Annotated in this window: 16 protein-coding genes and 1 other annotated feature; of the genes, 3 read left to right on the forward strand and 13 right to left on the reverse strand. The window is 52.3% G+C overall.

The window, feature by feature from the left end; translation table 11 throughout:
- Positions 1–124 precede the first annotated feature (124 nt).
- The 8 genes from pfkA to ftsH all read right to left on the reverse strand — a co-directional run bounded on the left by pfkA (position 125) and on the right by ftsH (position 12,063).
- Positions 125–1,099 carry a 6-phosphofructokinase gene (gene pfkA, locus ACTQ3K_RS06620; protein WP_441566719.1) on the reverse strand — a complete coding sequence of 325 codons (975 nt, stop codon included), beginning with the start codon at positions 1,097–1,099 and terminating at the stop codon, positions 125–127.
- A gap of 76 nt (positions 1,100–1,175) precedes the next feature.
- On the reverse strand, positions 1,176–4,661 hold the full coding sequence (locus ACTQ3K_RS06625; RefSeq protein WP_441566717.1) for a DNA polymerase III subunit alpha: 3,486 nt from the start codon (positions 4,659–4,661) through the stop codon (positions 1,176–1,178).
- Between the two features lie 86 nt (positions 4,662–4,747).
- Positions 4,748–5,005, reverse strand: a complete 258-nt coding sequence (locus ACTQ3K_RS06630) for an HPr family phosphocarrier protein (RefSeq protein WP_441566715.1) — start codon at positions 5,003–5,005, stop codon at positions 4,748–4,750.
- Complete coding sequence (whiA, locus tag ACTQ3K_RS06635; protein ID WP_441566713.1) at positions 5,002–5,943, reverse strand: DNA-binding protein WhiA; 942 nt, start codon at positions 5,941–5,943, stop codon at positions 5,002–5,004. Before whiA ends, ACTQ3K_RS06630 begins: the two co-directional genes overlap by 4 nt.
- Positions 5,944–5,991: 48 nt before the next feature.
- Positions 5,992–6,909, reverse strand: a complete 918-nt coding sequence (murB, locus tag ACTQ3K_RS06640) for a UDP-N-acetylmuramate dehydrogenase (RefSeq protein ID WP_441566711.1) — start codon at positions 6,907–6,909, stop codon at positions 5,992–5,994.
- Positions 6,899–7,852, reverse strand: a complete 954-nt coding sequence (hprK, locus tag ACTQ3K_RS06645) for an HPr(Ser) kinase/phosphatase (protein ID WP_441566709.1) — start codon at positions 7,850–7,852, stop codon at positions 6,899–6,901. The genes murB and hprK overlap by 11 nt, the downstream gene beginning before the upstream one ends.
- A gap of 151 nt (positions 7,853–8,003) precedes the next feature.
- Positions 8,004–9,881 (reverse strand): excinuclease ABC subunit UvrC, encoded by a 1,878-nt coding sequence (gene uvrC / locus ACTQ3K_RS06650; RefSeq protein WP_441566707.1) that lies wholly within the window; start codon positions 9,879–9,881, stop codon positions 8,004–8,006.
- A gap of 115 nt (positions 9,882–9,996) precedes the next feature.
- Entirely contained in the window at positions 9,997–12,063 is a 2,067-nt protein-coding gene (ftsH, locus tag ACTQ3K_RS06655; protein WP_441566705.1) for an ATP-dependent zinc metalloprotease FtsH, read from the reverse strand.
- Between the two features lie 328 nt (positions 12,064–12,391).
- On the opposite strand from ftsH, the gene ACTQ3K_RS06660 reads away from it, so the two are divergent.
- Together ACTQ3K_RS06660 and tyrS are read left to right on the forward strand one after the other, a co-directional pair.
- Positions 12,392–14,002, forward strand: coding sequence for a CTP synthase (locus ACTQ3K_RS06660; RefSeq protein ID WP_441566703.1), 1,611 nt, complete (start codon positions 12,392–12,394; stop codon positions 14,000–14,002).
- Between the two features lie 134 nt (positions 14,003–14,136).
- Positions 14,137–14,394, forward strand: a binding site (T-box leader).
- 56 nt (positions 14,395–14,450) lie between these two features.
- On the forward strand, positions 14,451–15,674 hold the full coding sequence (tyrS, locus tag ACTQ3K_RS06665; RefSeq protein WP_441566701.1) for a tyrosine--tRNA ligase: 1,224 nt from the start codon (positions 14,451–14,453) through the stop codon (positions 15,672–15,674).
- Positions 15,675–15,974: 300 nt separating this feature from the next.
- Here tyrS and ACTQ3K_RS06670 read toward each other — a convergent pair whose 3' ends face one another.
- The 5 genes from ACTQ3K_RS06670 to ACTQ3K_RS06690 all read right to left on the reverse strand — a co-directional run bounded on the left by ACTQ3K_RS06670 (position 15,975) and on the right by ACTQ3K_RS06690 (position 23,493).
- A complete protein-coding gene (locus ACTQ3K_RS06670) occupies positions 15,975–17,942 on the reverse strand; it encodes a diguanylate cyclase (RefSeq protein ID WP_441566699.1) in 1,968 nt (655 codons plus the stop codon).
- A gap of 39 nt (positions 17,943–17,981) precedes the next feature.
- On the reverse strand, positions 17,982–18,557 hold the full coding sequence (locus tag ACTQ3K_RS06675; protein WP_441566698.1) for a xanthine phosphoribosyltransferase: 576 nt from the start codon (positions 18,555–18,557) through the stop codon (positions 17,982–17,984).
- A 194-nt stretch (positions 18,558–18,751) separates the two neighbouring features.
- The gene (locus ACTQ3K_RS06680; protein WP_441566696.1) at positions 18,752–18,976 is read right to left on the reverse strand and encodes a substrate-binding domain-containing protein; all 225 of its coding nucleotides are present in this window, start codon (positions 18,974–18,976) and stop codon (positions 18,752–18,754) included.
- Positions 18,977–19,003: 27 nt separating this feature from the next.
- Positions 19,004–22,348 carry an AAA family ATPase gene (locus ACTQ3K_RS06685; RefSeq protein WP_441566694.1) on the reverse strand — a complete coding sequence of 1,115 codons (3,345 nt, stop codon included), beginning with the start codon at positions 22,346–22,348 and terminating at the stop codon, positions 19,004–19,006.
- Positions 22,345–23,493, reverse strand: a complete 1,149-nt coding sequence (locus tag ACTQ3K_RS06690; RefSeq protein WP_441566692.1) for an exonuclease SbcCD subunit D — start codon at positions 23,491–23,493, stop codon at positions 22,345–22,347. Before ACTQ3K_RS06690 ends, ACTQ3K_RS06685 begins: the two co-directional genes overlap by 4 nt.
- 267 nt (positions 23,494–23,760) lie before the next feature.
- On the opposite strand from ACTQ3K_RS06690, the gene pckA reads away from it, so the two are divergent.
- Positions 23,761–25,365 carry a phosphoenolpyruvate carboxykinase (ATP) gene (gene pckA, locus ACTQ3K_RS06695; RefSeq protein ID WP_441566690.1) on the forward strand — a complete coding sequence of 535 codons (1,605 nt, stop codon included), beginning with the start codon at positions 23,761–23,763 and terminating at the stop codon, positions 25,363–25,365.
- Positions 25,366–25,374: the final 9 nt, after the last annotated feature.

Below are 25,374 nucleotides of genomic sequence, written 5' to 3' on the forward strand. Positions count from 1 at the left end.
GTCCCGTAGCCCCGTTCTTCCTCAAAAATATGCTCTGTCATAATCACTCACACCTCTGATCTCATTTTACCCGCTGTCACGGCAGCAGCTTCTTTCTTCCGCATTCCCAGACGCTGCTCCCGTTTTATCGCGAAAGCATTTTGCTGATAGCATAGACATCTTCGTTGATGTCCTTCTGCATGGCAAGAGCTTCATAAAGATCATAATCCACAAACTCGCCGCCTCTCCAGCCAACAACCCGGTTGCTCTTTCCTTCCGCCAAGAGATCCACGGCCCGCGCCCCCATGATGGACGCATAGACACGATCCTTGCAGGTAGGCATGCCGCCTCGCTGCATATAGCCCAGGATCGATGCTCTCGTCTCGATTCCGGTGGCTGCCTCGATGCGCTTTGCCATGCTGGTCGAATGGCCGATTCCCTCGGCATTGATGATGATATGATGCTTTTTGCCCTTTTTCCGATGTTCAATAATATGGTTGATAATGGTCTGCTCGTTGCAGTCATACCGCTCCGGGATCAGAATATCCTCGGCGCCGTTGGCGATTCCGCACCACAGGGCGATGTATCCGGCGTTACGTCCCATAACCTCAATGATACTGCACCGCTCATGGGAGGTCGAAGTATCACGGATCTTATCAATGGCCTCCATGGCCGTATTCACAGCCGTATCAAAGCCGATGGTATAATCCGTGCAGGCGATATCCAGGTCGATGGTTCCCGGCAGTCCCACGGTATTGATTCCTTGCTCCGCCAGTTTTCCGGCACCACGGTAGGAACCGTCTCCGCCGATGACCACCAGGCCCTCGATTCCATGCTTTCTGCAGATCTCAGCCCCCTTGGCCTGCCCCTCTTCCGTCCGGAACTCCTCACAGCGGGCCGTATAGAGGATCGTACCGCCTCTCTGGACAATTTCCGATACGCTCCGGCTGTTCATGTCCACGATCTCTTCATTTAAAAGTCCGGCATACCCTCTCTGGATTCCCTTTACGTTCATTCCCTTGGAAATAGCGGTCCGGACAACGGCACGGATCGCCGCATTCATTCCGGGTGCATCGCCGCCGCTGGTCAGTACACCGATCGTATTGATTTTATTTGCCATACTAATTTCCTCCAGATCACAATGGTCATTGCTGTGCCGGGGCAAAAGGTCTCCTGTCACCTGACACTATTTACAGTCAATTATATTGGATTGCCCTCTTGTTTTCAATAGCCTTTTCTACAACTTTTACATTCTCTTCCCCATATTTTGCGGTTAATTTACCTAAAAGAGCCGCGTCAGCCTTGACACTGTCCCGCAGTCCGAGGAATTTTTTGGCCCGTTCTTTCTTCAAATAGATCACCACCTGATCCGGCCCGTCGCTGTCGGAGATCAGTCCGCGGAACTCCTGCTCCGCCGAAAACCAGCTTTGTTTATCCGGAAACTGGATCCACAGTTCCTTCGGGACCGCATCAAACGGAATCAGTCTCTCACAGACCAGACGCCCCTTTGGCTCATCGCCCAGGGATACTTTTCCATAGACAAATACCTTGCCATCCTCATTTAATACTGTACGGCCTGCCTCGTAATCTCTGGGGAACACGATAACCTCCACCGTCCCGACCATGTCCTCAATGGTAACAAATGCCATCAGCTGGTTATGTTTTGTAGTCTTCACCGTTTTTGCAGTAATCATACCGCCGATGGTGACCTTCTGGCCATCCCGCACATTCGCCTCCCCGGTCTCATCGTCCACATTGAAATCAATGGTCCTTGCTGTGGCATTTTTTTCCCAGATCTGCCGGTACTGTTCCATGGGATGGCCGCTCAGATAGATTCCGAGGACTTCTTTTTCATAGGCAAGAAGCTCTTCCTTCTTATATTCGCCCACATCCTGGAATCCAACCTCATACGTTTTCCGCTCCTCCTCACCCATAAGGTCAAAGAGACTCATCTGTCCGGCAATGTCCAGCTTCTTTTCCTGATTTTTCTGCTCCACCAGTTCCATGGATGCCAGCATTTTCTGCTTTCTTGTTCCCGGCAGGCAGTCCAGCGCACCGGACTTGATAAAGTTTTCCAGGCTTCTCCGGTTGATCTCTTTGTTTGTCAGACGATAGATAAAATCCTTCAGATCCTTATAGGGGCCGAATTCTTCCCGGTTACGGACGATCGCATCGATAACATTTTTTCCGATGCTTTTAATCGCCGAAAGCCCATAGCGGATGGCCCCTCCGGAAACCGAAAATCCGGCATAGCCCTCATTGATGTCCGGCGGCAGAAGTTCAATTCCCATACTGCGGCAGACCATGATGTATTCCGAAACCTTAGAAGAGTTGTCGATCACTGAGGTCATCAGCGCCGCCATGAATTCCACCGGATAATAATGCTTTAAGTAGGCCGTCTGATAGGCCACCACCGCATAGGAAACCGCGTGGGATTTGTTGAACGCATAGTTTGCAAAATCCATCATCTCATCAAAGATCTTATTGGCCGTTGCTTCATCCACCCCGTTTGCCAGACAGCCGGGAACGCCTTCCTCCTCATTGCCGTAAACGAAGTTTTTCCGTTCCTTCTCCATGACAGAGGCTTTTTTCTTTGCCATGGCACGGCGCACCAGGTCACTCCGGCCCAGGCTGTACCCCGCCAGATCCCGGACGATCTGCATAACCTGCTCCTGATACACAATACAGCCATATGTGGCTTCCAGGATCGGCTTTAACTGAGGACAGGAATAAGTTACCTGATCCGGGTGGTTCTTTCCGCGGATATACTGGGGAATGAAATCCATGGGGCCCGGACGGTACAGGGCGATCCCGGCGATAACATCCTCCAGATTATGAGGCTGCAGTTCCTTCATAAAAGCCTTCATGCCGGAGCTTTCCAGCTGGAACACACCCTCGCATTTTCCGGTGCAGAGGGAATCATACACTGCCTTATCATCAAAATCGATATGGTTCACATCGAGAAGAATTCCACGCTCCTTCTCTACCAGACGCTCTGTGTTCTGGATCACCGACAAGGTACGAAGCCCCAGAAAGTCCATTTTCAGAAGCCCCAGCTCTTCCAGGGTCGGTGCCGGGAACTGGGTCGTAATGGTACCGTCTGCCGCACGGGACAGGGGAACAAACTCCACTGCCGGCTTCTGACAGATCAAAACGCCTGCCGCATGCGTCGAGGTATGGCGCGGCAGCCCCTCCAGACGGCGGGACATATCGATCAAATAATGAACCTGGTCATTGGTGTTGTATATTTCCCTGAGATCCGGACTTTTCAGTGCTTCGTCCAGGCTGATATTCAACTCCTTGGGAACCATCTTCGCCACCTGGTCGCAGAGAGCGTAGGGAAGATCCAGCACACGGCCCACATCGCGAATCACCCCGCGGGCAGCCAGCGTACCGAAGGTCACGATCTGGACCACCTGATCCTTCCCATATTTGTCAATGACATAATCGATGACCTCCTGGCGCCGTTCAAAGCCAAAGTCCACATCGATATCAGGCATGGACACACGCTCCGGATTCAGGAACCGTTCGAAGAGCAGATTGTACCTGATGGGATCGATGCTGGTGATCCCAAGACTGTAGGAAACCAGGCTGCCCGCCGCAGAGCCACGCCCCGGTCCCACAATAATGTCATGCTCCCTGGCATAATGGATAAAATCCCACACGATCAGAAAATAATCCACATAACCCATGGTGCGGATCACTGCCAGCTCATATTTCAGCCGCCGCTTTAAGGTTCCGTCATCGTTTGGATAACGCTCCTCCAGCCCAGCAAGACATAACTCATTTAAATAATCCCAGGCGGTTTTTCCATCGGGTACATCGAATTTCGGCAGCTTCGTTACCCCGAATTCGATCTCTACCTCACACCGTTCGGCAATCTTATGGGTGTTTTCAATGGCCTCCGGCGCATAAGGGAAAAGACTGCGCATCTCTTCCTCGGATTTGCAGTAAAACTGTCCCCCCTCATAGCGCATACGGTTGGTATCACTGACCTTTTTCCCCGTCTGGATACAGAGCAGGATGTCATGTGCCTCTACATCGGACGCATAGGTATAATGGATATCATTTGTCGCTACCAGCTCGATCCCCAGCTCCTGCGACATGCGGACAAGCTGCGGATTTACCAGACGCTGCTCCGGAATCCCATGATCCTGCAGCTCCAGGAAGAAATTTCCCTTCCCGAAGATTCCTTCCAGCCGTCTTGCCACCTGACATGCTTCCTCATACATACCGCGGATCAGATTTTTCGGAATTTCCCCGGCCAGACAGGCGCTTAACGCAATGATCCCTTCATGGTACCTTTCCAGCAACTCATAATCCACCCGTGGTTTATAATAAAAGCCATCCACAAATCCCATGGATACCAGCTTTATCAGGTTGGAATATCCCGTATTATTTTCTGCAAGAAGAACCAGATGATAATACCGGTCTTCGGAGTTCGCCCCCTCCTTTTCAAAGCGGGAGCCGGTTGTCACATAGATCTCGCAGCCGATGATAGGGCGGATCCCCGCAGCCTTTGCCGCCCGGTAAAAATCTACGACGCCATACATAACGCCATGATCGGTGATCGCCAGGCTGTCCATGCCAAGCTCCTTCGCCTGCGCCACAAGCTCCCCGATCTTACTGGAGCCGTCCAGCAGACTGTATTCCGTATGGACATGAAGATGTGTAAACGCCACTTCGGTTCCTCCTTCTGTATAACAAATGGAAAAAAGGATCCTGCGAAGCAGGATCCTCTCACTCTCTGCGTTTCGTCTCTCAGACTTTACGCCTCACTCTTTAAATAATGTTCGATGGCTTCCATGGCGTTCGCTTCATCTGCGCCGTCTGCGGAGACCGTAACAGCCTCACCATTTCCAAGTCCCAGAGACATCATTCCCATAATACTCTTGGCATTGACTTTTCTGGACTCATCCTCGATATATATGCTGCTGTCATACTGGCTTGCAACCTGTACTAACATTGCAACCGGGCGGGCCTCCAGGCCTGCCGGAAGACCAATGGTAATTCTCCGTGTAATCATAATTTTTCCTCCTCGTGTTCCCTTAACTGTGTCGCGATCTCCCGGAGCTTCCGAAGCCTGTGGTTCACACCGGATTTTCCCACCGGCGGATCCAGGGAATCTCCCAGTTCCTTTAACGTAGCGTCCGGCTGTTCCAGACGGGCAAGGGCAATTTCCTCCAGTCCGGCAGGCAGCCTGTCAAAGCCCACCTGATCCCGGATATACAGAATATCGCTAATCTGCTCCACTGCTGCAGATACCGTTTTGTTGATATTGGCTGTCTCACAATTCACCTTTCGGTTTACTGTTCCGCGCATTTCCTTCAGGATCCTGACATTCTCCAGATTCATAAGCGCCACATGAGCTTCCATGATCCCGAGCATATCAACGATCTGGCTTCCTTCTTTGATATAAACCACATGGTAGCGCTTCCGGAGTACCGTTTTCGCTTCCACCTCAAAGGCTGCCATCAGCTTCACCAGCTGATCGGCCTTCGCCTGATCTGCGCATACAATTTCCAGATGATAGGACTTTTCCGGGTTACTGATGGAACCTCCGGCAAGAAATGCACCGCGGATAAACGCCCGCTTACAGCAGGAATTCTGAACCACCATGGCACTGATAAAATCCTCTCTCGGATCCTCTTCTCCTTTTTCGTTCAGGAGTTTCATCGCCCGCAGCACATGAAGCGCTGCCTCCGGATCCTGAACCTCCACCAGATGAACCTCTCCACGGACCGACACCGCAGGCGTAATTCCGAATCCACGCCGCAGAAGCGCCGCAAATGTACTGGCAACTGCCGGATTCTCGATCCTGGCTCTGATCCCGATCCCGCCGGATCCGGTGCGGACAGACTGACCGCACATACGGAAGATTGCCGCCGCTTCCGCGATCTGACAATGCCTCGCCACTGGAATATGACGGGACAGCTCTTCCTTTACCTCTGATGAAAAAGACATGCATTCACCTCAAAACACTTCCAGTTATAACATTTACCTTCTGTCTTGTCAACCGAAATCCCCCAGGAGCCGTACCTCCAGTTCCAGGGTCACTCCGAATTTTTCTTTTACGATCTCTTTTACCAGGCGGCATAATTCCCAGATATCCGCCGCCGTCGCACCGCCTCTGTTGACCACAAAGCCGCAGTGTTTTTCCGAAACACAGGCGCCGCCCACGGCGAATCCGCTCAGTCCTGCGTCCATGATGAGTTTTCCGGCAAAATATCCCTCCGGCCGCTTAAAGGTACTTCCGGCGCTGGGATATTCCAGAGGCTGCTTCTCCCGGCGCTTCGCTGCCAGCTCCTCCATGGTCTTTTTGATCTCAGCTTTGTCTCCCGGCTGTAAATTCAGTTCTGCGCCAAGAGCCAGATACCCTTCCTGCAGGATCGCACTGGTGCGATAGCCGAACTGCAGCTCCGTAAGAGAAAGGCGCCGTTCCTCCCCGGTTTTCGTCAAGATCGAGGCATTCTTCACCACCTGGGCCATCTCACCGCCATAAGCTCCCGCGTTCATAACCAGTGCTCCGCCCAGCGTTCCGGGAATCCCGGACGCAAATTCCAGTCCGGTAAGCCCCGCTTCCATGGCCGCCTGTGCCAGCCTTGCAAGAGTCACACCGGCTCCTGCCGTGATCGTTGTTCCCTCGATGGAAAGCTCCGCCATCGGCCGGCCGATATGAACGATCACCCCACGATAGCCACTGTCGCTGACCAGCAGATTACTGCCGTTTCCGAGGATAAAAAACGGTATGGCTTCTTTCCTGCAAAGAGCCAGGACTGCCTTTAATTCTCTGCTGTTTTCCGGCGTTACAAAATAATCTGCCGCACCTCCCACCTGGAAGGTGGTGTGGCGTTTCATGGGTTCCTCTGTTTTTACGTTGGCAGAAGCAGCCTTCAGCCGCGCCAGAAACTCTTCTTTTTTACTCATCATCGTCCTCATCCTGTCCCTGCATCAGCTTACGCTGTACGCGGTTATAAAGCTCCTGAGCCGCATTATAGCCCATCTTCTTCTGACGGTAGTTGACCGCCGCCGATTCTACGATCACCGCCAGGTTCCGGCCAGGACGAATGGGGATATTATGGCAGACCACCTTGTTTCCAAGGAATTCTGTATACTGTTCGTCCAGTCCCATGCGGTCATATTCTTTATCCTTATCCCAGTCCTCCAGGTTGATCACCATATCGATGTTCTGGGTGTTCTTTACGCTCTCTGCGCCGAACAGTGCCTTTACATCCAAAATTCCGATCCCTCGCAGCTCGATCATGTGACGGGTAATATCCGGTGCCGTTCCGACAAGAGTCGCATCACTGACCTTCCGGATCTCCACCACATCATCCGTTACCAGACGATGGCCACGCTTGATCAGCTCCAGAGCAGCCTCGCTCTTTCCGATTCCGCTCTCCCCCATGATCAGAACGCCTTCGCCGAATACATCGACTAATACGCCGTGAATACTGATGGTCGGAGCCAGCTCCACCTTCAGCCAGCGTATCACCTCTGCCATCAGATCCGAGGTTGTTTTTCCAGTGGACAGAAGCGGTACACCATACTGGACAGCAAGAGCCTTCACATCCTCATCGGGCATCAGATTCCGTGCATATACGATACAGGGAATCTTCCTCTTAAAGATCTCCTCATAAACATGAAGCTTTGCATCCTGGCACATGGAAGCTGTATACGCATATTCCACATTTCCGATGATCTGAACTCTGTCGTTACTGAAATGATCAAAAAATCCGGCAAGCTGAAGCGCCGGGCGGTTGATCTCCGGATGGGCGATCTTGATCTTTGAATAATCAATCTCCGGTGTCAGATTTTCCAGTTTCATTTTATCGATCAGTTTTTTTAACTTTACCACTGCTGTTGTCCGCATAATACCTCCCTTTACCTGAATCTGCCTGGTTTTACCTGTTCTAATCCTAGCACAGGAGCCCCGGAATCGCAAGATAATTCGGCTCTTCCCAATTTGTTACGGAGCGGTTCTGCGAAAATCCTGTTCCGGATCCGCTGCTCCCATCTTCTGTTTAGGAATTCTCCTGTGCGTTTTCCGCCGTCCGGTGCAGAAACTCCCAGACCGACCGTGCCGAAGCCCGGTTCATTTCCGGGATTCCCGCTAGTTCCTCCTCCGTGGCCTCCTTCAGTCGTTCCATGGTCCCGTAGCTTCTCATAAGAGCCTTTCTCCTGGCCGGTCCCACACCGGGAATATCCTCCAGAACCGAATGTACCTGATCCTTTCCACGCAGGCTCCGGTGATACTCAATGGCAAACCGATGGGCCTCATCCTGAATCCTGGTGATCAGACGGAAGCCCTCGCTGTGCCGGTCGATGGGCAGCTCCTCCCCATGGAAATAAAGCCCCCTTGTCCGGTGATTATCATCCTTCACCATGCCGCAGACCGGAATAGACAGTCCCAGCCGGGAAAGCACCTCCTCGGCCACAGACACCTGTCCCCTTCCGCCGTCCATCATCAGTATGTCCGGAAACCGATCGAAGCCCCGGCCTTCCCGCTGTCCCAGTCTGGCTTCCTTTCCATGCGTAAATCTTCTGGTCAGTACCTCCTCCATGGACGCATAGTCATTTGGCCCCTCCACAGTCTTAATCCGGAATTTCCGGTAATCGGCCCGTTTGGGCTGTCCGTACTCATAGACTACCATGGATCCGACCGATTGAAACCCGCTGATATTGGAAATATCAAAGGCCTCCATCCGCACCAGACCGGAAAGTCCCAGAAGCTCTTCCAGCTCTTTGACCGCACCGATGGTTCGTTTCTCCTCTCGTTTTATTTTTTCCCGGTCCTGCCGCAAAATAATAGTGGCATTTTTTTCCGCCATTTCCATTAAACGGGCTTTTTCGCCCTTCTGCGGAACACGGATCACCACCTTCTGGCCACGCTTGCCTGTCAGCCACCGCTCCAAGAGCTCCTGTTCCCCCTCCTCCACTTCATGCTGAAGAAGAAGCATTCCCGGAATAAACGGCGTTCCCGCATAAAACTGCTTGATAAACTGACTCATAAGCTGCGCCGGGCCGTCTCCCTGCCCCAGCGTCAGATGGAAATTGTCCCGTCCGATGAGCTTTCCTTCCCGCATAAAAAAGATCTGAACCACCGCATCTGTGCCGTCGACTGCATACGCAATGATATCCCGATCCTCGTTGGAATCCTCCGTGATCTTCTGGCTCTGAGCGATCTTCCGGACACTGAACAGCAGATCCCGCACGCCTGCCGCTGTCTCAAAATCCATCTGCTCTGCCGCTTCATTCATCTGGTTTTCCAGCCGGTCCAGAATGGTTTCATAGTGGCCTCCCAGGAAATCCAGTACCTGATCGATGGATTTTTTATAGTCTGCCTCGCTGATATAACCCTGACAGGGAGCATCACACTGATGGATATGGTAGTTAAGGCAGGGACGCCCCTTTCCGATATCCTCCGGCAGGCGCCGTCTGCATGTTCGAATCTTATAGAGCTTATGGATCAACCCGATGCTGTCCTTCACCGCACCCGCACTGGTGTAAGGGCCGAAATACCGGGATTTGTCCTTTTTCATATCTCTGGAAAACAGTACCCGCGGAAAGGCTTCTCCCACCGTCACCTTGATATAAGGATAGGTTTTGTCATCCTTCAGCATGGTATTATAACGTGGCTGATGCTCCTTGATCAGATTACATTCCAGTACAAGCGCTTCCAGCTCTGAATCCGTTACAATATATTCAAACCGGGCGATCCGCGATACCATCTGGTTGATCTTTGCCGTCTTGTTCCGGCTGCTCTGAAAATACTGGCGCACCCGGTTTTTCAGGCTGATGGCCTTTCCCACATAGATAATCTCATCCTTTTCATCGTGCATGAGATACACACCGGGTTTTCCCGGAAGCTTTTTCAATTCCTCTTCTATATTAAATGCCATAGAATGCTCCTGATATGTCATAAAAGGCGGCGCACCCGGCACCGCCCTTTCCAACGCCGGTCCACCATTCTGGTATCAGCGGAGAGGCTGCTTCTCTGTGATCGTTTCTGTCCTGTTACTTTACTTCTGTTGGTTCAGCTCCTCTGCTTTCCGTCTCACAGCTCGATACTTCCGCATCACTGTTTTCTGAGGGAGCAGACTCGCTCTGTCTTCCTTCGGCCGGCTGGCTGTCCTGTGCTTCCGCACCGGCGTCCTCTGCGTTCTCTGCCTCGCCGTCTGCCTTCTGTCCATTCTTGATCTCATGGAAGATCTTCATAAACTCAGCTCCGGTGATAGTCTCTTTCTTAATTAAGAACGCTGCGATTTGATCCAGAGCCTCCCGGTTCTCAGATAACAGGCGAAGTGCCTCCTTATGAGCCTCGTCCAGCATTTCCTTTACTTCTCCGTCGATATCCGCCGCTGTCACATCGGAACAGTTGAGTACGGCTCTTCCGTCCAGATATTTATTCTCGATGGATTCCAGGCCCATAAGACCAAACTTCTTCGACATGCCGTACTGGGTCACCATGGCTCTCGCCACCTGGGTTGCCCGCTCAATATCATTAGACGCACCGGTAGTCACGGTATCAAAGACCAGCTCCTCCGCCGCACGGCCGCCAAGGAACTGCACCAGCATTGCACGAAGCTCCGCTTCGGTATTTAAATACTTCTCTTCCTCCGGCACATTCATGACATAGCCAAGAGCGCCCATGGTTCTGGGCACGATGGTGATCTTCTGTACCGGCTCCGAATCCTTCTGGAGCGCACTGATCAGCGCATGGCCCACCTCATGGTAGGACACGATCCGGCGTTCCTTCTCGCTCATGATCCGGTCTTTCTTCTCCTTGCCGACCAGAACGACCTCCACGGCCTCAAACAGATCCGCCTGGCTGACTACATGACGCTTATGCTTTACCGCATTGATGGCCGCCTCATTGATCATGTTCGCCAGATCCGAACCGACAGCGCCTGAGGTTGCCAGGGCAATGGCCTCCAGATCCACCGAATCGTCCATCAGCACATCCTTTGAATGAACCTTCAGGATATTGACACGGCCCTTGAGATCCGGCTTATCCACAATAATCCGGCGGTCCAGTCGTCCCGGACGAAGCAGCGCCTTATCCAGGATCTCAGGCCGGTTCGTTGCCGCCAGAATAAACACCCCCTTGTTGGAGTCAAAGCCATCCATCTCCGAAAGGAGCTGGTTCAGGGTCTGTTCCCGCTCATCGTTTCCGCCGCCGTAACGGGAATCCCGGCTCTTACCGATGGCATCGATCTCATCAATGAATACGATACAGGGGGCATTTTCCTGCGCCTTTTTAAACAGGTCACGGACACGGGACGCACCGACACCGACGAACATCTCCACAAAATCCGATCCCGACAGGGAGAAAAACGGTACCTTTGCTTCACCGGCAACTGCCTTTGCCAGCAGAGTCTTTCCGGTTCCCGGCGGGCCCACCAGAAGCGCTCCCTTGGGAAGCTTCGCACCGATGGTCGAATACCGTCCGGGATTATGAAGGAAATCCACGATCTCCTGGAGAGATTCCTTTGCCTCATCCTCTCCGGCCACATCCTTAAAGGAAACACCGGTCTCCCTCTGGACATCATACAGCTTGGCGTTGCTCTTTCCGACGCCCATAACGCCGCCCCCGCCGGAGCGCTTCATAATAAACATCAGGAATACCCATACAAGGGCGATGGGAAGCACATAGACCAAAAGAATATCCAGGAGCGTTGAATTGGCACTGGGCTTCTTTCCTTTTACCTCCACTCCATTATCCAGGAGTATCTGTGTCAGATCCGGGTCCTCCACCTTTACAGTATAATAAGACTCTGTCTGAAGATAATAGAACGGCGAGTCTTCGGTACTCTTCACGGAATATCCGTTTTTCGGTGTGATCTGGATCTCATCCTCCCTGATCACGACAGACTCTACCTTCCCGTCCTTTACCATCTGAATAAAATCACTGTATGCCACCTCTGTCCTGGTTCCATCGGACAGGAAGCTGCTCATTATGGAAACACAAAGCAGCGTGACCACCGCTGCGATCACCAGAAGCAGAATCATCTGGTTGTTCTTTCCCGGCTTGTTTCCATTCCCGTTCCCCTTCTGGTTCCGGTTCTGGTTGGGATTATTCATACTTTTCTCCTTTATCTCATCTCTTCATCCGTTTTCCACTGTACATCCGCCGCATACCGGCAGACCTCTTCGAAAACGGCTGTCTTTACCATTATAAAGCATTTCAAAAAGAAATCAATATATCCCTCCGTGAAAAATTGTTCACATTTCTTAACGATTTATAAACTGAACGACATTTTCTCTTTTTGTTCCATCTCATATTCGTCAAAATTTCTTCTGAACTCAAAAAAATCACAAAAAAACTCTGGTATTCTTGTTTCCATAGTTGTATAATGTCTTAGTTATTTTTTTCAACATACCGCTTCACTATGAAAAAAGGAGGATAAGTATGCCTGTAAAGTATGTGTTCGTTACCGGCGGCGTGGTATCCGGCCTTGGCAAAGGAATCACGGCGGCCTCTCTGGGACGTCTGTTAAAGGCCAGGGGCTACAACGTCACCATGCAGAAGTTTGACCCTTATATCAACATCGACCCCGGAACCATGAACCCGATCCAGCATGGCGAGGTATTTGTCACCGATGACGGTGCGGAGACCGATCTGGATCTCGGCCATTACGAGCGCTTCATCGACGAAAGTCTCACAAAGAATTCCAACGTGACCACCGGCAAGATCTACTGGTCGGTTCTGTCCAAAGAACGCCGCGGAGATTTCGGCGGAGGAACAGTACAGGTTATCCCCCATATCACAAATGAGATCAAAGACCGGTTTCACCGGAACTACACCACCAAGGACACGGAAATCGCCATCATTGAGGTAGGCGGTACCGTCGGTGACATCGAAAGCCAGCCGTTTCTGGAGGCGATCCGTCAGTTCCAGCATGATGTCGGTCATGAAAATGCCATTCTGATCCATGTCACTCTGATTCCCTACTTAAAGGCTTCCGGCGAGCTGAAAACAAAGCCCACCCAAGCAAGTGTCAAGGAGCTCCAGGGGATCGGCATCCAGCCCGATATCATCGTCTGCCGTTCCGAATATCCCCTGGACCAGCAGCTCCGCTCCAAGATCGCGCTGTTCTGTAACGTTCCCGCCAGCCATGTACTTCAGAACCTTGATGTGGATATTTTATATGAAGCGCCCCTCGCTATGGAACAGGAGCATCTGGCCGAGGTTGCCTGTCAGTGCCTGAAGCTGGACTGCCCGGAGCCGGATCTGTCCGAATGGAAGGCCATGATCGATGCCTGGAAGCATCCGAAGAAGAAGGTCACTGTGGCTCTTGTCGGAAAATATATCCAGCTTCATGATGCTTATATCAGCGTTGTTGAGGCCCTTCATCACGGCGGCGTTGCCAACCGTGCCGATGTGACCATCAAATGGGTCAATTCCGAAGAAGTCAATGAATCCAACGTGTCAGAGCTTCTGGGTGATGTATCCGGAATCCTCGTTCCCGGCGGATTCGGCAGCCGCGGCATCGAAGGAAAGATCCAGGCCATCAAATATGCCCGTGAAAACAACATTCCGTTCCTGGGACTCTGCCTCGGCATGCAGCTTGCCATCGTGGAATTTGCCCGTGATGTGGTCGGCTACGGCGATGCACACAGCGTAGAGCTGGATCCTCAGACGGCGCACCCCGTGATCCATCTGATGCCCGATCAGAACGGTGTCGAGGACATCGGCGGAACCCTGCGGCTCGGCTCCTACCCCTGCGTTCTGGACAAGACCACAAAGGCCTATGAGCTTTATGGTACCGAACTGATCCATGAGCGCCACCGTCACCGCTACGAGGTCAACAACGACTTCCGTAAAGTCATGGTGGAAAAGGGCCTGACTCTCTCCGGCATCTCCCCTGACGGACGGATCGTTGAGATGATCGAGCTAAAGAGCCATCCCTGGTTCATTGCCACCCAGGCACACCCGGAATTCAAGTCCCGTCCCAACCGTCCCCATCCGCTGTTCCGCGGATTCGTGGCTGCAGCCCTGGAATACAGCGAAGCCCATTAATTTCTCCGTATCCTCCATGCCCTGGTCTCTTTTCCGGACCGGGGCATTTTGTCTGGTATTTTACCTGCTTTCTTTTTTATCATTTTCCCCTTGCTTTTTTTATTTTTTCTGTTATAATCCAGTTAGTGTTATAACAAAACGCTGTGATGAGAAGAAGTAAGACGGTTTCCCCGCTTTCCAGAGAGTTCCCGGTCGGTGAAAGGGTACAGGCGGTTCCGTTCTGAATACATCTCGGAGCTGTCCGCCCCAACAGGAATCTCAGTAAGGCTGACCGGATGCGCCCGTTACTGCGCAGAGGAATGCTTGTCCGATCCGGATAAAAGTTCCCGATGAGGAGCTGTCTGCGAAGGCAGTTCAAAAAGAGGTGGTACCGCGAAACTTTTGCCCTCTGTCCATGGGACAGAGGGTATTTTTATTTCACTATGTTTTCTGAGAAAGGATTATCATTATGCAGATCTATGAAGAATTACAGGCCCGCGGCCTCATTGCCCAGGTCACAGACGAACCGGAGATCCGGGAACTGATCAACAAGGGAAATGCCCGTTTCTACATTGGCTTTGATCCCACCGCAGACTCTCTCCATGTGGGACATTTCATGGCACTCTGTCTCATGAAGCGTCTCCAGATGGCAGGCAACAAGCCCATCGTCCTCATCGGCGGCGGCACCGGCCATGTAGGTGACCCTTCCGGCCGTACCGATATGCGTTCCATGATGACAAAGGAAACCATCGACCACAACTGCGACTGCTTCAAAAAACAGATGGAGCGTTTCATTGAATTCGGCGAAGACAAGGCCATCATGGTCAACAACGCCGACTGGCTTCTGAAGCTGAACTATGTGGATCTGCTCCGCGATGTGGGCGCCTGCTTCTCCGTCAACAACATGCTCCGCGCCGAGTGCTACAAGCAGAGAATGGAAAAGGGCTTAAGCTTTCTGGAGTTCAACTACATGATCATGCAGGCTTACGACTTTTACTACCTGCATCAGAACTACGGCTGCAACATGCAGTTCGGCGGCAATGACCAGTGGTCCAACATGCTGGCCGGCACCGAGCTGATCCGCCGGAAGCTGGGAGATGACGCTTATGCCATGACCATCACCCTCTTAATGAATTCCGAAGGCAAAAAGATGGGCAAAACCGCCAAGGGCGCCGTATGGCTGGATCCCAATAAGACCTCTCCCTTCGAGTTCTTCCAGTACTGGCGCAACATCGGCGATGCCGACGTCTTAAAGTGCATCCGTATGCTCACCTTCCTGCCTCTGGAAGAGATCGACAAGATGGACAGCTGGGAGGGCAGTCAGTTGAATACAGCAAAAGAGATTCTGGCTTACGAGCTGACCTGTCTGGTTCACGGCAAAGAGGAAGCCGACAAGGCCAAGACCGCATCCCACGCACTGTTCATGGGCGGCGGCGATGATTCCGATATGCCTACCACGGAGATCTCCGGGGATCAGCTCACCGAGGATGCCATCGGAATCCTGGATCTGATGATGGCCTGCAAGCTGGCTCCCACCAGAAGCGAGGCAAGACGTCTCGTTCAGCAGGGCGGCGTCACCATTGATGACGAAAAGGCAGCCCTCGACACCAAGGTTACAAAGACTGCTCTGGAAGCCGGTGTCAAGATCCGAAAGGGAAAGAAAGTATTCCACAAGGCAGTACTGGCAAAATAAGCACTGAGGTACCGCCTCGATTAACAGGAACTGATCAGCCCACAGATGTTCTTCCGGCCTGCTTCTCCTCAGAGAGAACCGCAGACGCCTGCATCGTGGGCTGAATTTTAGATGGATTAGATATAGTAGACAATATGGGGATATGAGGTAAAAGAAAAGAGGCTGTTGGTTAATCGTTATTGTTCTCTCAAACTTCTTTAGTTTTCAAAAAACTATATTATAAAACAAAAAGCACCGCCGGAAAAGCTATGTAGAATAAGCCTTTCTGCGGTGTTTCTCTAAATATCACTGTCAAAGGCGCTATCTTAACACACTTCCGCTCAGATGTCCACCAAAGTTCTCCGGCATGCTCTCGTCTTCCGCTGCTTCCGAATGATGTACTTCATAGACGGTACTGCGGATGTCTCCGTGAATATCCTTCAGGCACTGCAGAAGGATCGGATTATAGGCTCCACACTCCCCGTTCAGGATCATTTCCAGGGCTTTCTCATGACTGAAAGCCTTTTTATATACCCGCTCACTCACCAGCGCATCATACGCATCCGCCAGGGAAACCACCTGTGCCGAAATGGGAATTTCCTCTCCCTTTCGTCCGTCCGGATAGCCCTGCCCGTCATACCGTTCATGATGCCAGCGGCAGATCTGATACGCCGTCTTGACTAACGGCTCCTCCTGATAAGGCTTCAGCCGTTTCAGGATTCCGGCACCGATGAGGGTATGCTGCTTCATGACCTCAGTCTCCTCAGCCGTCAGCCTTCCCGGCTTATTGAGAATTTTTTCATCAATCCCGATTTTCCCGATATCATGAAGGGATGAGGCCATAACGATCTGATCCCGTTCTGCCCGGGTTAAGCTGTAACGGTCGGTGAGCTTTGTCAGCCGCTCCAGAAGCATCTCCGTCAGCACATTGATATGCTGAACATGAAGTCCGCTCTCACCGTTCCGGAACTCAACGATCTCGCTTAAAATGCCCACCATGATCTTCCGGCTTTCCTCTTTCTCCCGTACCTGCTCTGTCAGAATATTGACCAGACGGCGCTGCTTGGCATAAAGCTTAATGGTATTATAGACCCGCTTGTAGACCACGCTGGCGTCAAAGGGACGGCTGATATAATCGGAAACGCCCATCGCATAAGCACGGCTGATCAGATCAGCAGAATCCTCGCTGGAGATCATAATGACCGGAATATCATTGATCCATCCCTGCTCCTGCATCTTTTCCAGCACGCCAAACCCGTCCATCACCGGCATCATGATGTCCAGGAGCACCAGGGCAATACTCTTTCCATAGCGGCTTAAAGCCCCCAGCCCTTCCGCTCCGTCTCCCGCCTCCAGAATATCATAATTGTCCTGGAGCATTTCTTTTAAGATTGTGCGGTTGATCAGAGAATCATCCACAATGAGGATCAGCGGCCGCTCTTCCCCAAGATTTTCTTCCTGGAGCTCCATGCTCTCTGCCTGGTAGCGGCGCCACTCCGTCACGATCATATTTTTCTTCACCTTTGCCTGATACATGAGCTTGTCGGCCTGCAGCACTGCCAGTTCCACGGTCTGTTCCTTCACGACCAGCCCGCCCATACTCACAGAAATCTGGAATTCCATGCTCTCCGGCAGTTTTTCCTGATAAAGCCGCTTGCAGATCTCATCCAGCTTTCTGTCAAACATTTCATCGGAAATTCCCGGCATAACCAGAATAAATTCATCACCGCCGAACCGGATCAGCGCATCGTCCCGGCGAATCCGCCGCCTGATGATGGCCGCCGTAGCCGCCAGAATCATATCACCCGCATCGTGTCCATAGATATCATTCACCAGCTTAAAATCGTCCAGATCGATCATGGCAACACCGCCGGTCACCGGCAGACGCTTTATCCTGTCCTCATAATACCGGCGGTTATAAGCTCCGGTCAGTGCATCTGTATAAAGGGTGCTGTAAATATTTCCTGCGTTTTCTTCGTTGCTCTCCGTTTTTTTCGTCTGAAGCAGGTCACCCTCCACTGTCAGCGAAAATTTCAGAATATGTGGCACATCATCGATTTCCACATACCGTACCACCGTCTCGTAAAGCTCCGATCCCACATATTCCAGCCTCGTTTTCTGGCACTTCTCCCGCAGCACCTGTGCCGCAAGACTGGCCTCATCCAGCTCCTGAAAGGAGGACGCATCCACGAGACTGACCTCTTTAAACATTCTCCGCAGGACCGACAGTTCGTCATCTGCCTGCTCCCTTGTTAATTTTACTTCGTATTCTGCTGCATTGTTTTTCATATGGTTTCTCTCCGGCTTCCTCCTTCCCTTACTCCTCTCTTAACGAAATACAATCTCGCCTGTTGTCGGATCCATACGCTCCACAATGGCAAGGGATTCCAGCCGGAGGCCCTTTTCACGAAGCCGGTCACCGCCGCCCTGGAAGCCTTTTTCCACAGCGATTCCGATTCCTGCCACGCTGGCTCCCGCCGCTTCCACCAGCTCCAGAAGTCCCTCCAGTGCACAGCCGTTGGCCAGGAAATCATCCAGGATCAGCACATGGTCCTCCGGTCCGAGGAACTTCCTGGACACGATCACATCATAGACCCGCTTGTGGGTAAAGGACTGGATCTTTGTGGCATACACTTCACCGTCAATGTTCAGAGACTTCGCTTTCTTCGCAAAGACCACCGGCACATGAAAATGCTGGGCCGCCACGCAGGCGATTCCGATTCCCGATGCTTCCACTGTCAGGATCTTGGTCACGGGACAGTCTGCAAACAGTCTCGCCCATTCTTCTCCCATCTGATTAAACAGCTCTATATCCATCTGGTGATTCAGAAACGAATCTACCTTTAATACATTTCCTTCTTTTACAATTCCATCTTTTCTGATACGCTCTTCCAGTAACTTCATGGCTCCCTGTCCCTTTCTCTGTTTCTTATGCCCGAGGGCCGATTCTGCTGACTATTATATAGGAAGAAAGGGCGGTTTTTCAATAGGATCGTAGAAAAAATTTCAGAAAGAGAACAAAAGTCCCTCCGCCTCACGCGACTCCGATGGAAGTCGCCCGTAAGGCGAACAGGACTTTCCTTGTTCAAATATTCGGTTTACTTATAGATCGTATTTCGATCATCCAGGACAATTGCGTCCAAAGTCTTCGCCGCCGTTTTCAGTGTTGAATTTCGGATTGCGAGCTGTGCCCTTAATACCTCATGCCTGGAAGGGCCGTCATATCCGTTCATTCTCTCATACAAAAACTCCGCCGCCTTCTTCCCCATCTGATACTTTGGCGTTACAGCGGTGGAAATCGCCGGTTCTGAAATCCCCGGCATCACGCTCCTCCGGCACAAAGCAGCTTCCTAACTGATCTGCCACCGGACATGGCTTCCGGTTTCATCTCTTGTCACGATCAGCTGATCCTCGATCTCCTGTTTCAGCTCAGTCACATGGGAAATGATCCCGATAAGGCGGGAGCCTCCGGACATTTCCTGAAGGACACGGACGGCCTGCTCTCTGGCATGATCGTCCAGAGATCCAAAGCCCTCGTCAATGAACATCATATCCAGATTGATGGCTGCCTGGCTCTGCTGGATCTGATCTGCCATGCCGAGCGCCAGAGACAATGCCGCCAGGAAGGATTCCCCGCCGGACAAGGTCCGTACCTCCCGTGTCTTTCCGGTCACATAGGAATAGACCATAAGATCCAGACCGCGGTTTCTTCCGTCCCCGGCATTTTCCAGATCCACCAGCCGCAGCTCAAACTGGCCGGCGGACATTTCCAGAAATCTCCTGTTTGCTGCCGTCAGGATCCGTTCCAGATAATACCGCTGGACATAGGTTTCCAGATCCATACGGGAGCCGGTGACTTTCCCGGCAAACAGCTGGTAAAGTCCCTCCAGCTTTCCCTGATGCTCCAGCTTTGCCGCCTGGACCTTCTGCTTTGGCCGAAGGGCTTTCATGGTACTCCGGTCAGCCCGAAGGCAGTTTTTCAGCTCCTGACTGCGCTCCTGTGCGCTTCGATACTCTGCTTCCGCTTCTTTCTGCGCTTTCCGGAGTGCTTCCCGATCCGGCCTCTCCCTCCCGGCAATCAGCCTTTCCGATGTCTGTCTGCTTCCCAGGGCACTACTCAAAAGCCTCTGGTATGCTTCCGTTTCCCGGCGGATTTTCTCCGGCATTGCAGGATCATACTGCTCAGTCAGGCGCTTCCATTCCGGTTTTAATGCTACTTCCGCTTTTAATGCTGTTTCCGCTTTTAATGCCGCTTCCGGTTTTGATGCTGCTTCTGCTTTTGATGCTGCTTCCGCTTTTGATGCTGCTTCCGCTTTCCAGTCCTGATATTCGCACGCCCTCGCCTGATATTCAGCCCTTGCGTTTTCTGCATCCTTGATAAGCCCCGGAAGCTGCTCCTTCCACTGACGGACCGCTTCTTTCCGTGCGGAAACCAGCTCTGCTGCCTGAGCAGCCGCCTGTTTTTTCCGGTTTTCTTCCTGCTCTGCTTCCTTTCGCTCTTTTATCACCTGAGCCCGTGCTGCCTGAGCAAGCGCCTTTGTATCATACTCTGCCGGCGCAGCTGCCGCTTCTTCTCTGGTTCTTGCCCGTGCCAGCGCCTCCTTTTCACTCTGTTCCCGGTTCCGAAGCATTTCCAGCTCCGCCGCCAGAGCTTCCTGTTTCTGTTCCAGCCTCTGTTTTTCTTCTTTTCTCGTCTGTTCCAGAGCTGCTTCCCCACGACGGCGTTTCCATTCTTCCTGGTAACGCAGCGTTTCCCTGTCCAGCACAATTCTTCCGTTTTCCGGTGCAGACTTTCCTCCCCTCACAAAGTCCTCTTCGCATTCTTCCGACATTGTTCCGACGGCTTCCTTTTCTTCCGGCGATTCCAGATTTCTCAGAAACCGCTTTCTTGCCTGCTCTGCCGCTGCCTGTTTTTCATTCACTTCGGAACCGGCGGCTCCTGCTGTTTTGGATGCCGATTCCCTTTTCCTGGCAGCCTGAACCAGTTTCTTTCTCACAGCCTCCAGCGTTTCCCGGCTTAATGTTTCCTCCTCCGGCTTTAACACATGGGGCATGGGATGCTCCAGGGATCCGCAGACAGGACAGGGCTTTCCCGGCTTCAGTTCTTCTCTCGCCAGGATTCCCGCCTGAGCATCATAAAACCGGCGGCTCATGTCCGTCTCTTCCGCCTGGAGCTCCGACCAGCTCCGGCTCATAGCCTGATACTGTTCCTGTGCGCTACGGAAGGCCGCCTCCGCCCCGGACAGCTCACCTTCTGCCTGTTCCCACTCCCATAACAGCCGTTCCAGCTCCTCCAGTCGTTTTTTCTGCTCCGCCAGACTGCGGAACCGTTCCCCGGCTCCGGAAAGCTGCTCCAGCTCTGCATTCACTTCCTCCAGCCGTTTTGCCAGATTTTCCTTTTCTGTCTGTTTATTCTTTCTCTGTCCGTTTATCTCCTCCAGCTTCTCTTTGCACGCCAGGATTTCCCTTCTTGCCGCTTCCTGTGCTTCAAACGCCTTACATGCTGCTTCCACAGCCCGGCATACATTCTCTTCTTTCTGAATTGCTTTTTTATAACAGGCCTCCGCTTCCGCTTCCTGCTCCTTCGTCTGAGCCGCCTGCGCCTCCAGCGCCGGCAGTTCCTCATTTCCCTGTACCAGCTTCTCCTGGATCCGGGTTTTCTGGTTTTCCGCTTTCTGCCAGATCGTCCATTCTTTTTCGATGATAAACGCCCGCTCCAGCGCTTCTCCCAGCCTTCTCTGCCCGTCCATTGCTGTCTTTTTCTGCTCCAGCTCTTCCAGCCTGTGCTCTGCCTGCTCAAGCTGCTCAAAGGCTTTGGAAAGTGCTTCTGCCTCCTGGCAGGCTTTTATGGCCTGATCCCTCCGCTCTCCTGCCTTTGCCGCATCATGCTCCGCTTTTTTATATTCTGCTTCCAGCCAGAGAAGCAGTTCTTCCAGCTCCTCCAGAAAGCCCTTCAGGTCTGCCGAAGTCAGCCGTTCTGCCGCCAGAAGCCTCTGTTTCCGCTCGTTCAGCTCCCCGGCACGCTCATACTGCTCCGGAACCTCGGCATGTCCGGCCTCTGTCCGGCACTCTGTCCGCAGCGTTTCCATTTCCCGCTCCTGCTTCTTTTTCCGCTGCTGCAGCTCCTCTGTGATCCGCTGATACAGCTCCGTATGAAACAGACGGCGGAAGATGGCCTTCTTACTCTCCGCCCCTGCCCGCAGAAGCTCCATAAACTCTCCCTGGGCGATCATGGCCACCTGCATAAACTGGCTTTTCGTGATTCCCACCAGCTCCTCCAGCTTTTTGTCAGTCTCCTTCTGGGGATATTCCGTTCCGTCCGGCATACGGAGGCTTACCTGCTCATGCTCCTCCTTCGTCCCGCTTCCGCGCTTTAAAGGCCGGACATGACGCGGAATCCGCCGCACGGTATAGACCGGCGCCTCCACTCCCTGCCCGTCCGAAAAGACCAGCTCCACATAAGGCTCTGTTTCATAGCCTGTGAATTGGCTCTGAAGCTCCACGCCCTTCTTTTTGTTCCGCTCTGAACCGGCTTCTCCGTAAAGAGCAAAGACGATCGCATCAAAAACCGTCGTTTTTCCCGCTCCGGTATCACCGGTGATCAGAAACAGCTTCTGGCTTGGCTTTCGAAAATCGATCACCGTTTTTTCCCCGTAGGATCCAAAGGCCTCCATGGTCAGCTTTAATGGTCTCATACCGCACCTCCCCCTGCCGCATTGATCACATCACGCAGGATCTCCTGCTCCTCCGGATCGGCCTCCTTTAAAAAGGCGCAGCACAGTGCAAACGGATCCAGCTCCTTCACCGGTGCCGGAAGAGCCTGATAATCCGCCCGGCGTACCGTCTCCCGGCGGATCTCCAGAAGTCTCGGAAATGCTGCCCGGAGCCTGTCCTGCATGTCCAGCACATTAAGATCCTCCTTATCTGTCAGCAGGATGCTCACATAATCGCCGCACGCCTGGGAAAGAACCTCCTCCAGAGCACCCCGGATAATACGGACCTGTCTTAACGGATGCAGCGGAAGCACCCTGGTTTTCACCTTTCCCTTTTCTCCCAGCTCCACCACCACGATCCCTTTTTTCTGGCCAGCCTCACTCACTGAAACAGGAAGCGGCGTTCCGCAGTAACAAAACCGCTCTTCCCCGGCCTTCATGGGCTTATGGATATGGCCCAGGGCCGCATAGTCAAAGGGCTCCAGTACCGATGACGAAACCCGGTCAATGTTTCCGATGGTGCGGATCTCCGAATCCATACGTTCCACCGTATCGGCGTCCGTTCCGTCCGGCAGATAAAACTGATGGCTCACCAGCACATTCCGTTCCTCCGTACAGATCTCCTCCCGCGCAAGCAGCCGCCTCAGTGCTTCCTCATAGGACAGAGGCTCCTCCGGCGCTGCGCCCAGAGTCTCCCGTACCATGGACGGGCGGACAAAGGGCAGAAGATACACATGAACCGGCCCATGCTCATCAAACAGCGTCACCTGCTGGATCCGATCCTCCGGCCTTTTCGGCGGCATTCCGACCATATAAAGATTCTGGCGGGCAAGGATCCCCCGGAAACAGTTGATCCGCGGGCCGCTGTCATGATTCCCGCTGATCATCATCAGCACCGTCCCCGGTGCAGCCGCAGTCAGGCACTCCACAAACCGGTCAAACACCTCGACCGCCTCCGCCGACGGCACAGCCCGGTCATAAAGATCCCCCGCAATAACGATGGCGTCCGGCTGTTCCTCCGCCGCATAGTCCGCGATCTCCTTAAAAACCGCTTCCTGATCCTCCTTCAGATCCCGATTGTAAAGCCGCAGTCCGATATGCAGATCGGACAGATGGAATATTTTCATAAACGTTTCCTCACTCTGATTCTTGTGTCCTGCTTTTTCTTATTAAAGATAGTATCGCACCCCCTTCGAAAAAGCAAGGCTTCTCCTTCTTACCCATCTCTTGTCTTTTCTTTGACAATTTTTCAAAAATGTCATGGTTTTTTTATTGATTTTATCAGCTAAATATGTATAATTAAAGTGGAGGACAAGGGATCTTCCTCATAAGACAAGGTAACTCCTGCTCCGGCAGACAGTTAGATCACATCAAAAGAAAGAGGTAAATGTAAGATGGCAAAAATTGATTTGACCAAGTATGGCATCACCGGTACAACGGAAATCGTGTACAACCCTTCTTACGATCTGTTATTCGAAGAAGAAACAAAGCCCAGCCTGGAAGGCTATGAAAAGGGCAGAGTCAGCGAGCTCGGCGCTGTCGATGTAATGACAGGTATCTACACCGGCCGCTCTCCTAAAGATAAGTTCATCGTAATGGATGAAAACTCCAAGGATACCGTATGGTGGACCTCCGATGAATACAAGAATGACAACCACCCCGCTTCCGAGGAGGCATGGAAGGCTGTTAAGGAACTGGCTCAGAAGGAGCTTTCCAACAAGAGACTGTTCGTTGTTGACGCATTCTGCGGTGCAAACAAGGATACCCGTATGGCAATCCGTTTCATCGTAGAAGTAGCTTGGCAGGCACATTTCGTAACCAACATGTTCATCAAGCCCACTGCGGAAGAGCTTGAGAACTTCGAGCCTGATTTCGTTGTATACAATGCTTCCAAGGCTAAGGTTGAGAACTACAAGGAGCTTGGTCTTAACTCTGAGACCGCTGTTATGTTCAACATCACAAGCCGTGAGCAGGTTATCGTAAACACATGGTACGGCGGCGAGATGAAGAAGGGTATGTTCTCCATGATGAACTACTACCTGCCTTTAAAGGGAATCGCTTCCATGCACTGCTCCGCAAACACCGATAAGAACGGTGAGAATACCGCTATCTTCTTCGGTCTTTCCGGTACAGGCAAGACTACCCTCTCCACAGATCCCAAGCGTCTGCTGATCGGTGATGATGAGCACGGCTGGGACGACAACGGTGTATTCAACTTCGAGGGCGGCTGCTATGCAAAGGTTATCAACCTGGACAAGGAATCCGAGCCCGATATCTATAACGCGATCAGACGTGACGCTCTGCTTGAGAACGTTACTCTGGATGACAACGGCAAGATCGATTTCGCTGATAAGAGCGTAACCGAGAATACCCGTGTTTCCTACCCGATCAATCATATCGAGAACATTGTCCGCCCGATCTCTTCCGCACCGGCAGCTAAGAATGTAATCTTCCTGTCCGCAGATGCGTTCGGCGTACTTCCTCCCGTATCTGTATTAACTCCTGAGCAGACTCAGTACTACTTCCTGTCCGGCTTCACAGCAAAGCTTGCAGGTACAGAGCGCGGAATCACAGAGCCTACTCCTACCTTCTCCGCCTGCTTCGGCCAGGCATTCCTGGAGCTGCATCCTACAAAGTATGCAGAGGAGCTCGTTAAGAAGATGGAAAAGAGCGGTGCAAAGGCTTACCTTGTAAACACCGGCTGGAACGGAACCGGCAAGAGAATTTCCATCAAGGATACCCGTGGTATCATCGATGCAATCTTAAACGGTGACATCAAGAACGCTCCTACCAAGAAAATCCCTTACTTCAATTTCGAAGTACCCACAGAGCTGCCCGGCGTTGATCCCGCAATCCTGGATCCTCGCGATACCTATGCAGATGCTTCCGAATGGGATGCTAAGGCTAAGGATCTGGCTGGCAGATTCGTTAAGAACTTCGCGAAGTACGAAGGCAATGAAGCTGGCAAGGCACTCGTAGCAGCAGGCCCCAAGGCTTAATTGCACAAC

It is taken from the genome of Candidatus Paralachnospira sp. LCP21S3_A2 (assembly GCF_052118925.1).
In the GTDB taxonomy this organism is placed as follows: Bacteria; Bacillota; Clostridia; order Lachnospirales; family Lachnospiraceae; genus Lientehia.

Excerpts from the sequence above, each read along its gene's own strand:
- pfkA (WP_441566719.1), bottom strand. The coding sequence starts at position 1,099 with ATGGCAAATAAAATCAATACGATCGGTGTACTGACCAGCGGCGGCGAT.
- ACTQ3K_RS06630 (WP_441566715.1), bottom strand. The coding sequence starts at position 5,005 with ATGATTACACGGAGAATTACCATTGGTCTTCCGGCAGGCCTGGAGGCC.
- whiA (WP_441566713.1), bottom strand. The coding sequence starts at position 5,943 with ATGTCTTTTTCATCAGAGGTAAAGGAAGAGCTGTCCCGTCATATTCCA.
- murB (WP_441566711.1), bottom strand. The coding sequence starts at position 6,909 with ATGATGAGTAAAAAAGAAGAGTTTCTGGCGCGGCTGAAGGCTGCTTCT.
- hprK (WP_441566709.1), bottom strand. The coding sequence starts at position 7,852 with ATGCGGACAACAGCAGTGGTAAAGTTAAAAAAACTGATCGATAAAATG.
- uvrC (WP_441566707.1), bottom strand. The coding sequence starts at position 9,881 with ATGGCATTTAATATAGAAGAGGAATTGAAAAAGCTTCCGGGAAAACCC.
- ftsH (WP_441566705.1), bottom strand. The coding sequence starts at position 12,063 with ATGAATAATCCCAACCAGAACCGGAACCAGAAGGGGAACGGGAATGGA.
- ACTQ3K_RS06660 (WP_441566703.1), top strand. The coding sequence starts at position 12,392 with ATGCCTGTAAAGTATGTGTTCGTTACCGGCGGCGTGGTATCCGGCCTT.
- tyrS (WP_441566701.1), top strand. The coding sequence starts at position 14,451 with ATGCAGATCTATGAAGAATTACAGGCCCGCGGCCTCATTGCCCAGGTC.
- ACTQ3K_RS06670 (WP_441566699.1), bottom strand. The coding sequence starts at position 17,942 with ATGAAAAACAATGCAGCAGAATACGAAGTAAAATTAACAAGGGAGCAG.
- ACTQ3K_RS06675 (WP_441566698.1), bottom strand. The coding sequence starts at position 18,557 with ATGAAGTTACTGGAAGAGCGTATCAGAAAAGATGGAATTGTAAAAGAA.
- ACTQ3K_RS06680 (WP_441566696.1), bottom strand. The coding sequence starts at position 18,976 with ATGCCGGGGATTTCAGAACCGGCGATTTCCACCGCTGTAACGCCAAAG.
- ACTQ3K_RS06685 (WP_441566694.1), bottom strand. The coding sequence starts at position 22,348 with ATGAGACCATTAAAGCTGACCATGGAGGCCTTTGGATCCTACGGGGAA.
- ACTQ3K_RS06690 (WP_441566692.1), bottom strand. The coding sequence starts at position 23,493 with ATGAAAATATTCCATCTGTCCGATCTGCATATCGGACTGCGGCTTTAC.
- pckA (WP_441566690.1), top strand. The coding sequence starts at position 23,761 with ATGGCAAAAATTGATTTGACCAAGTATGGCATCACCGGTACAACGGAA.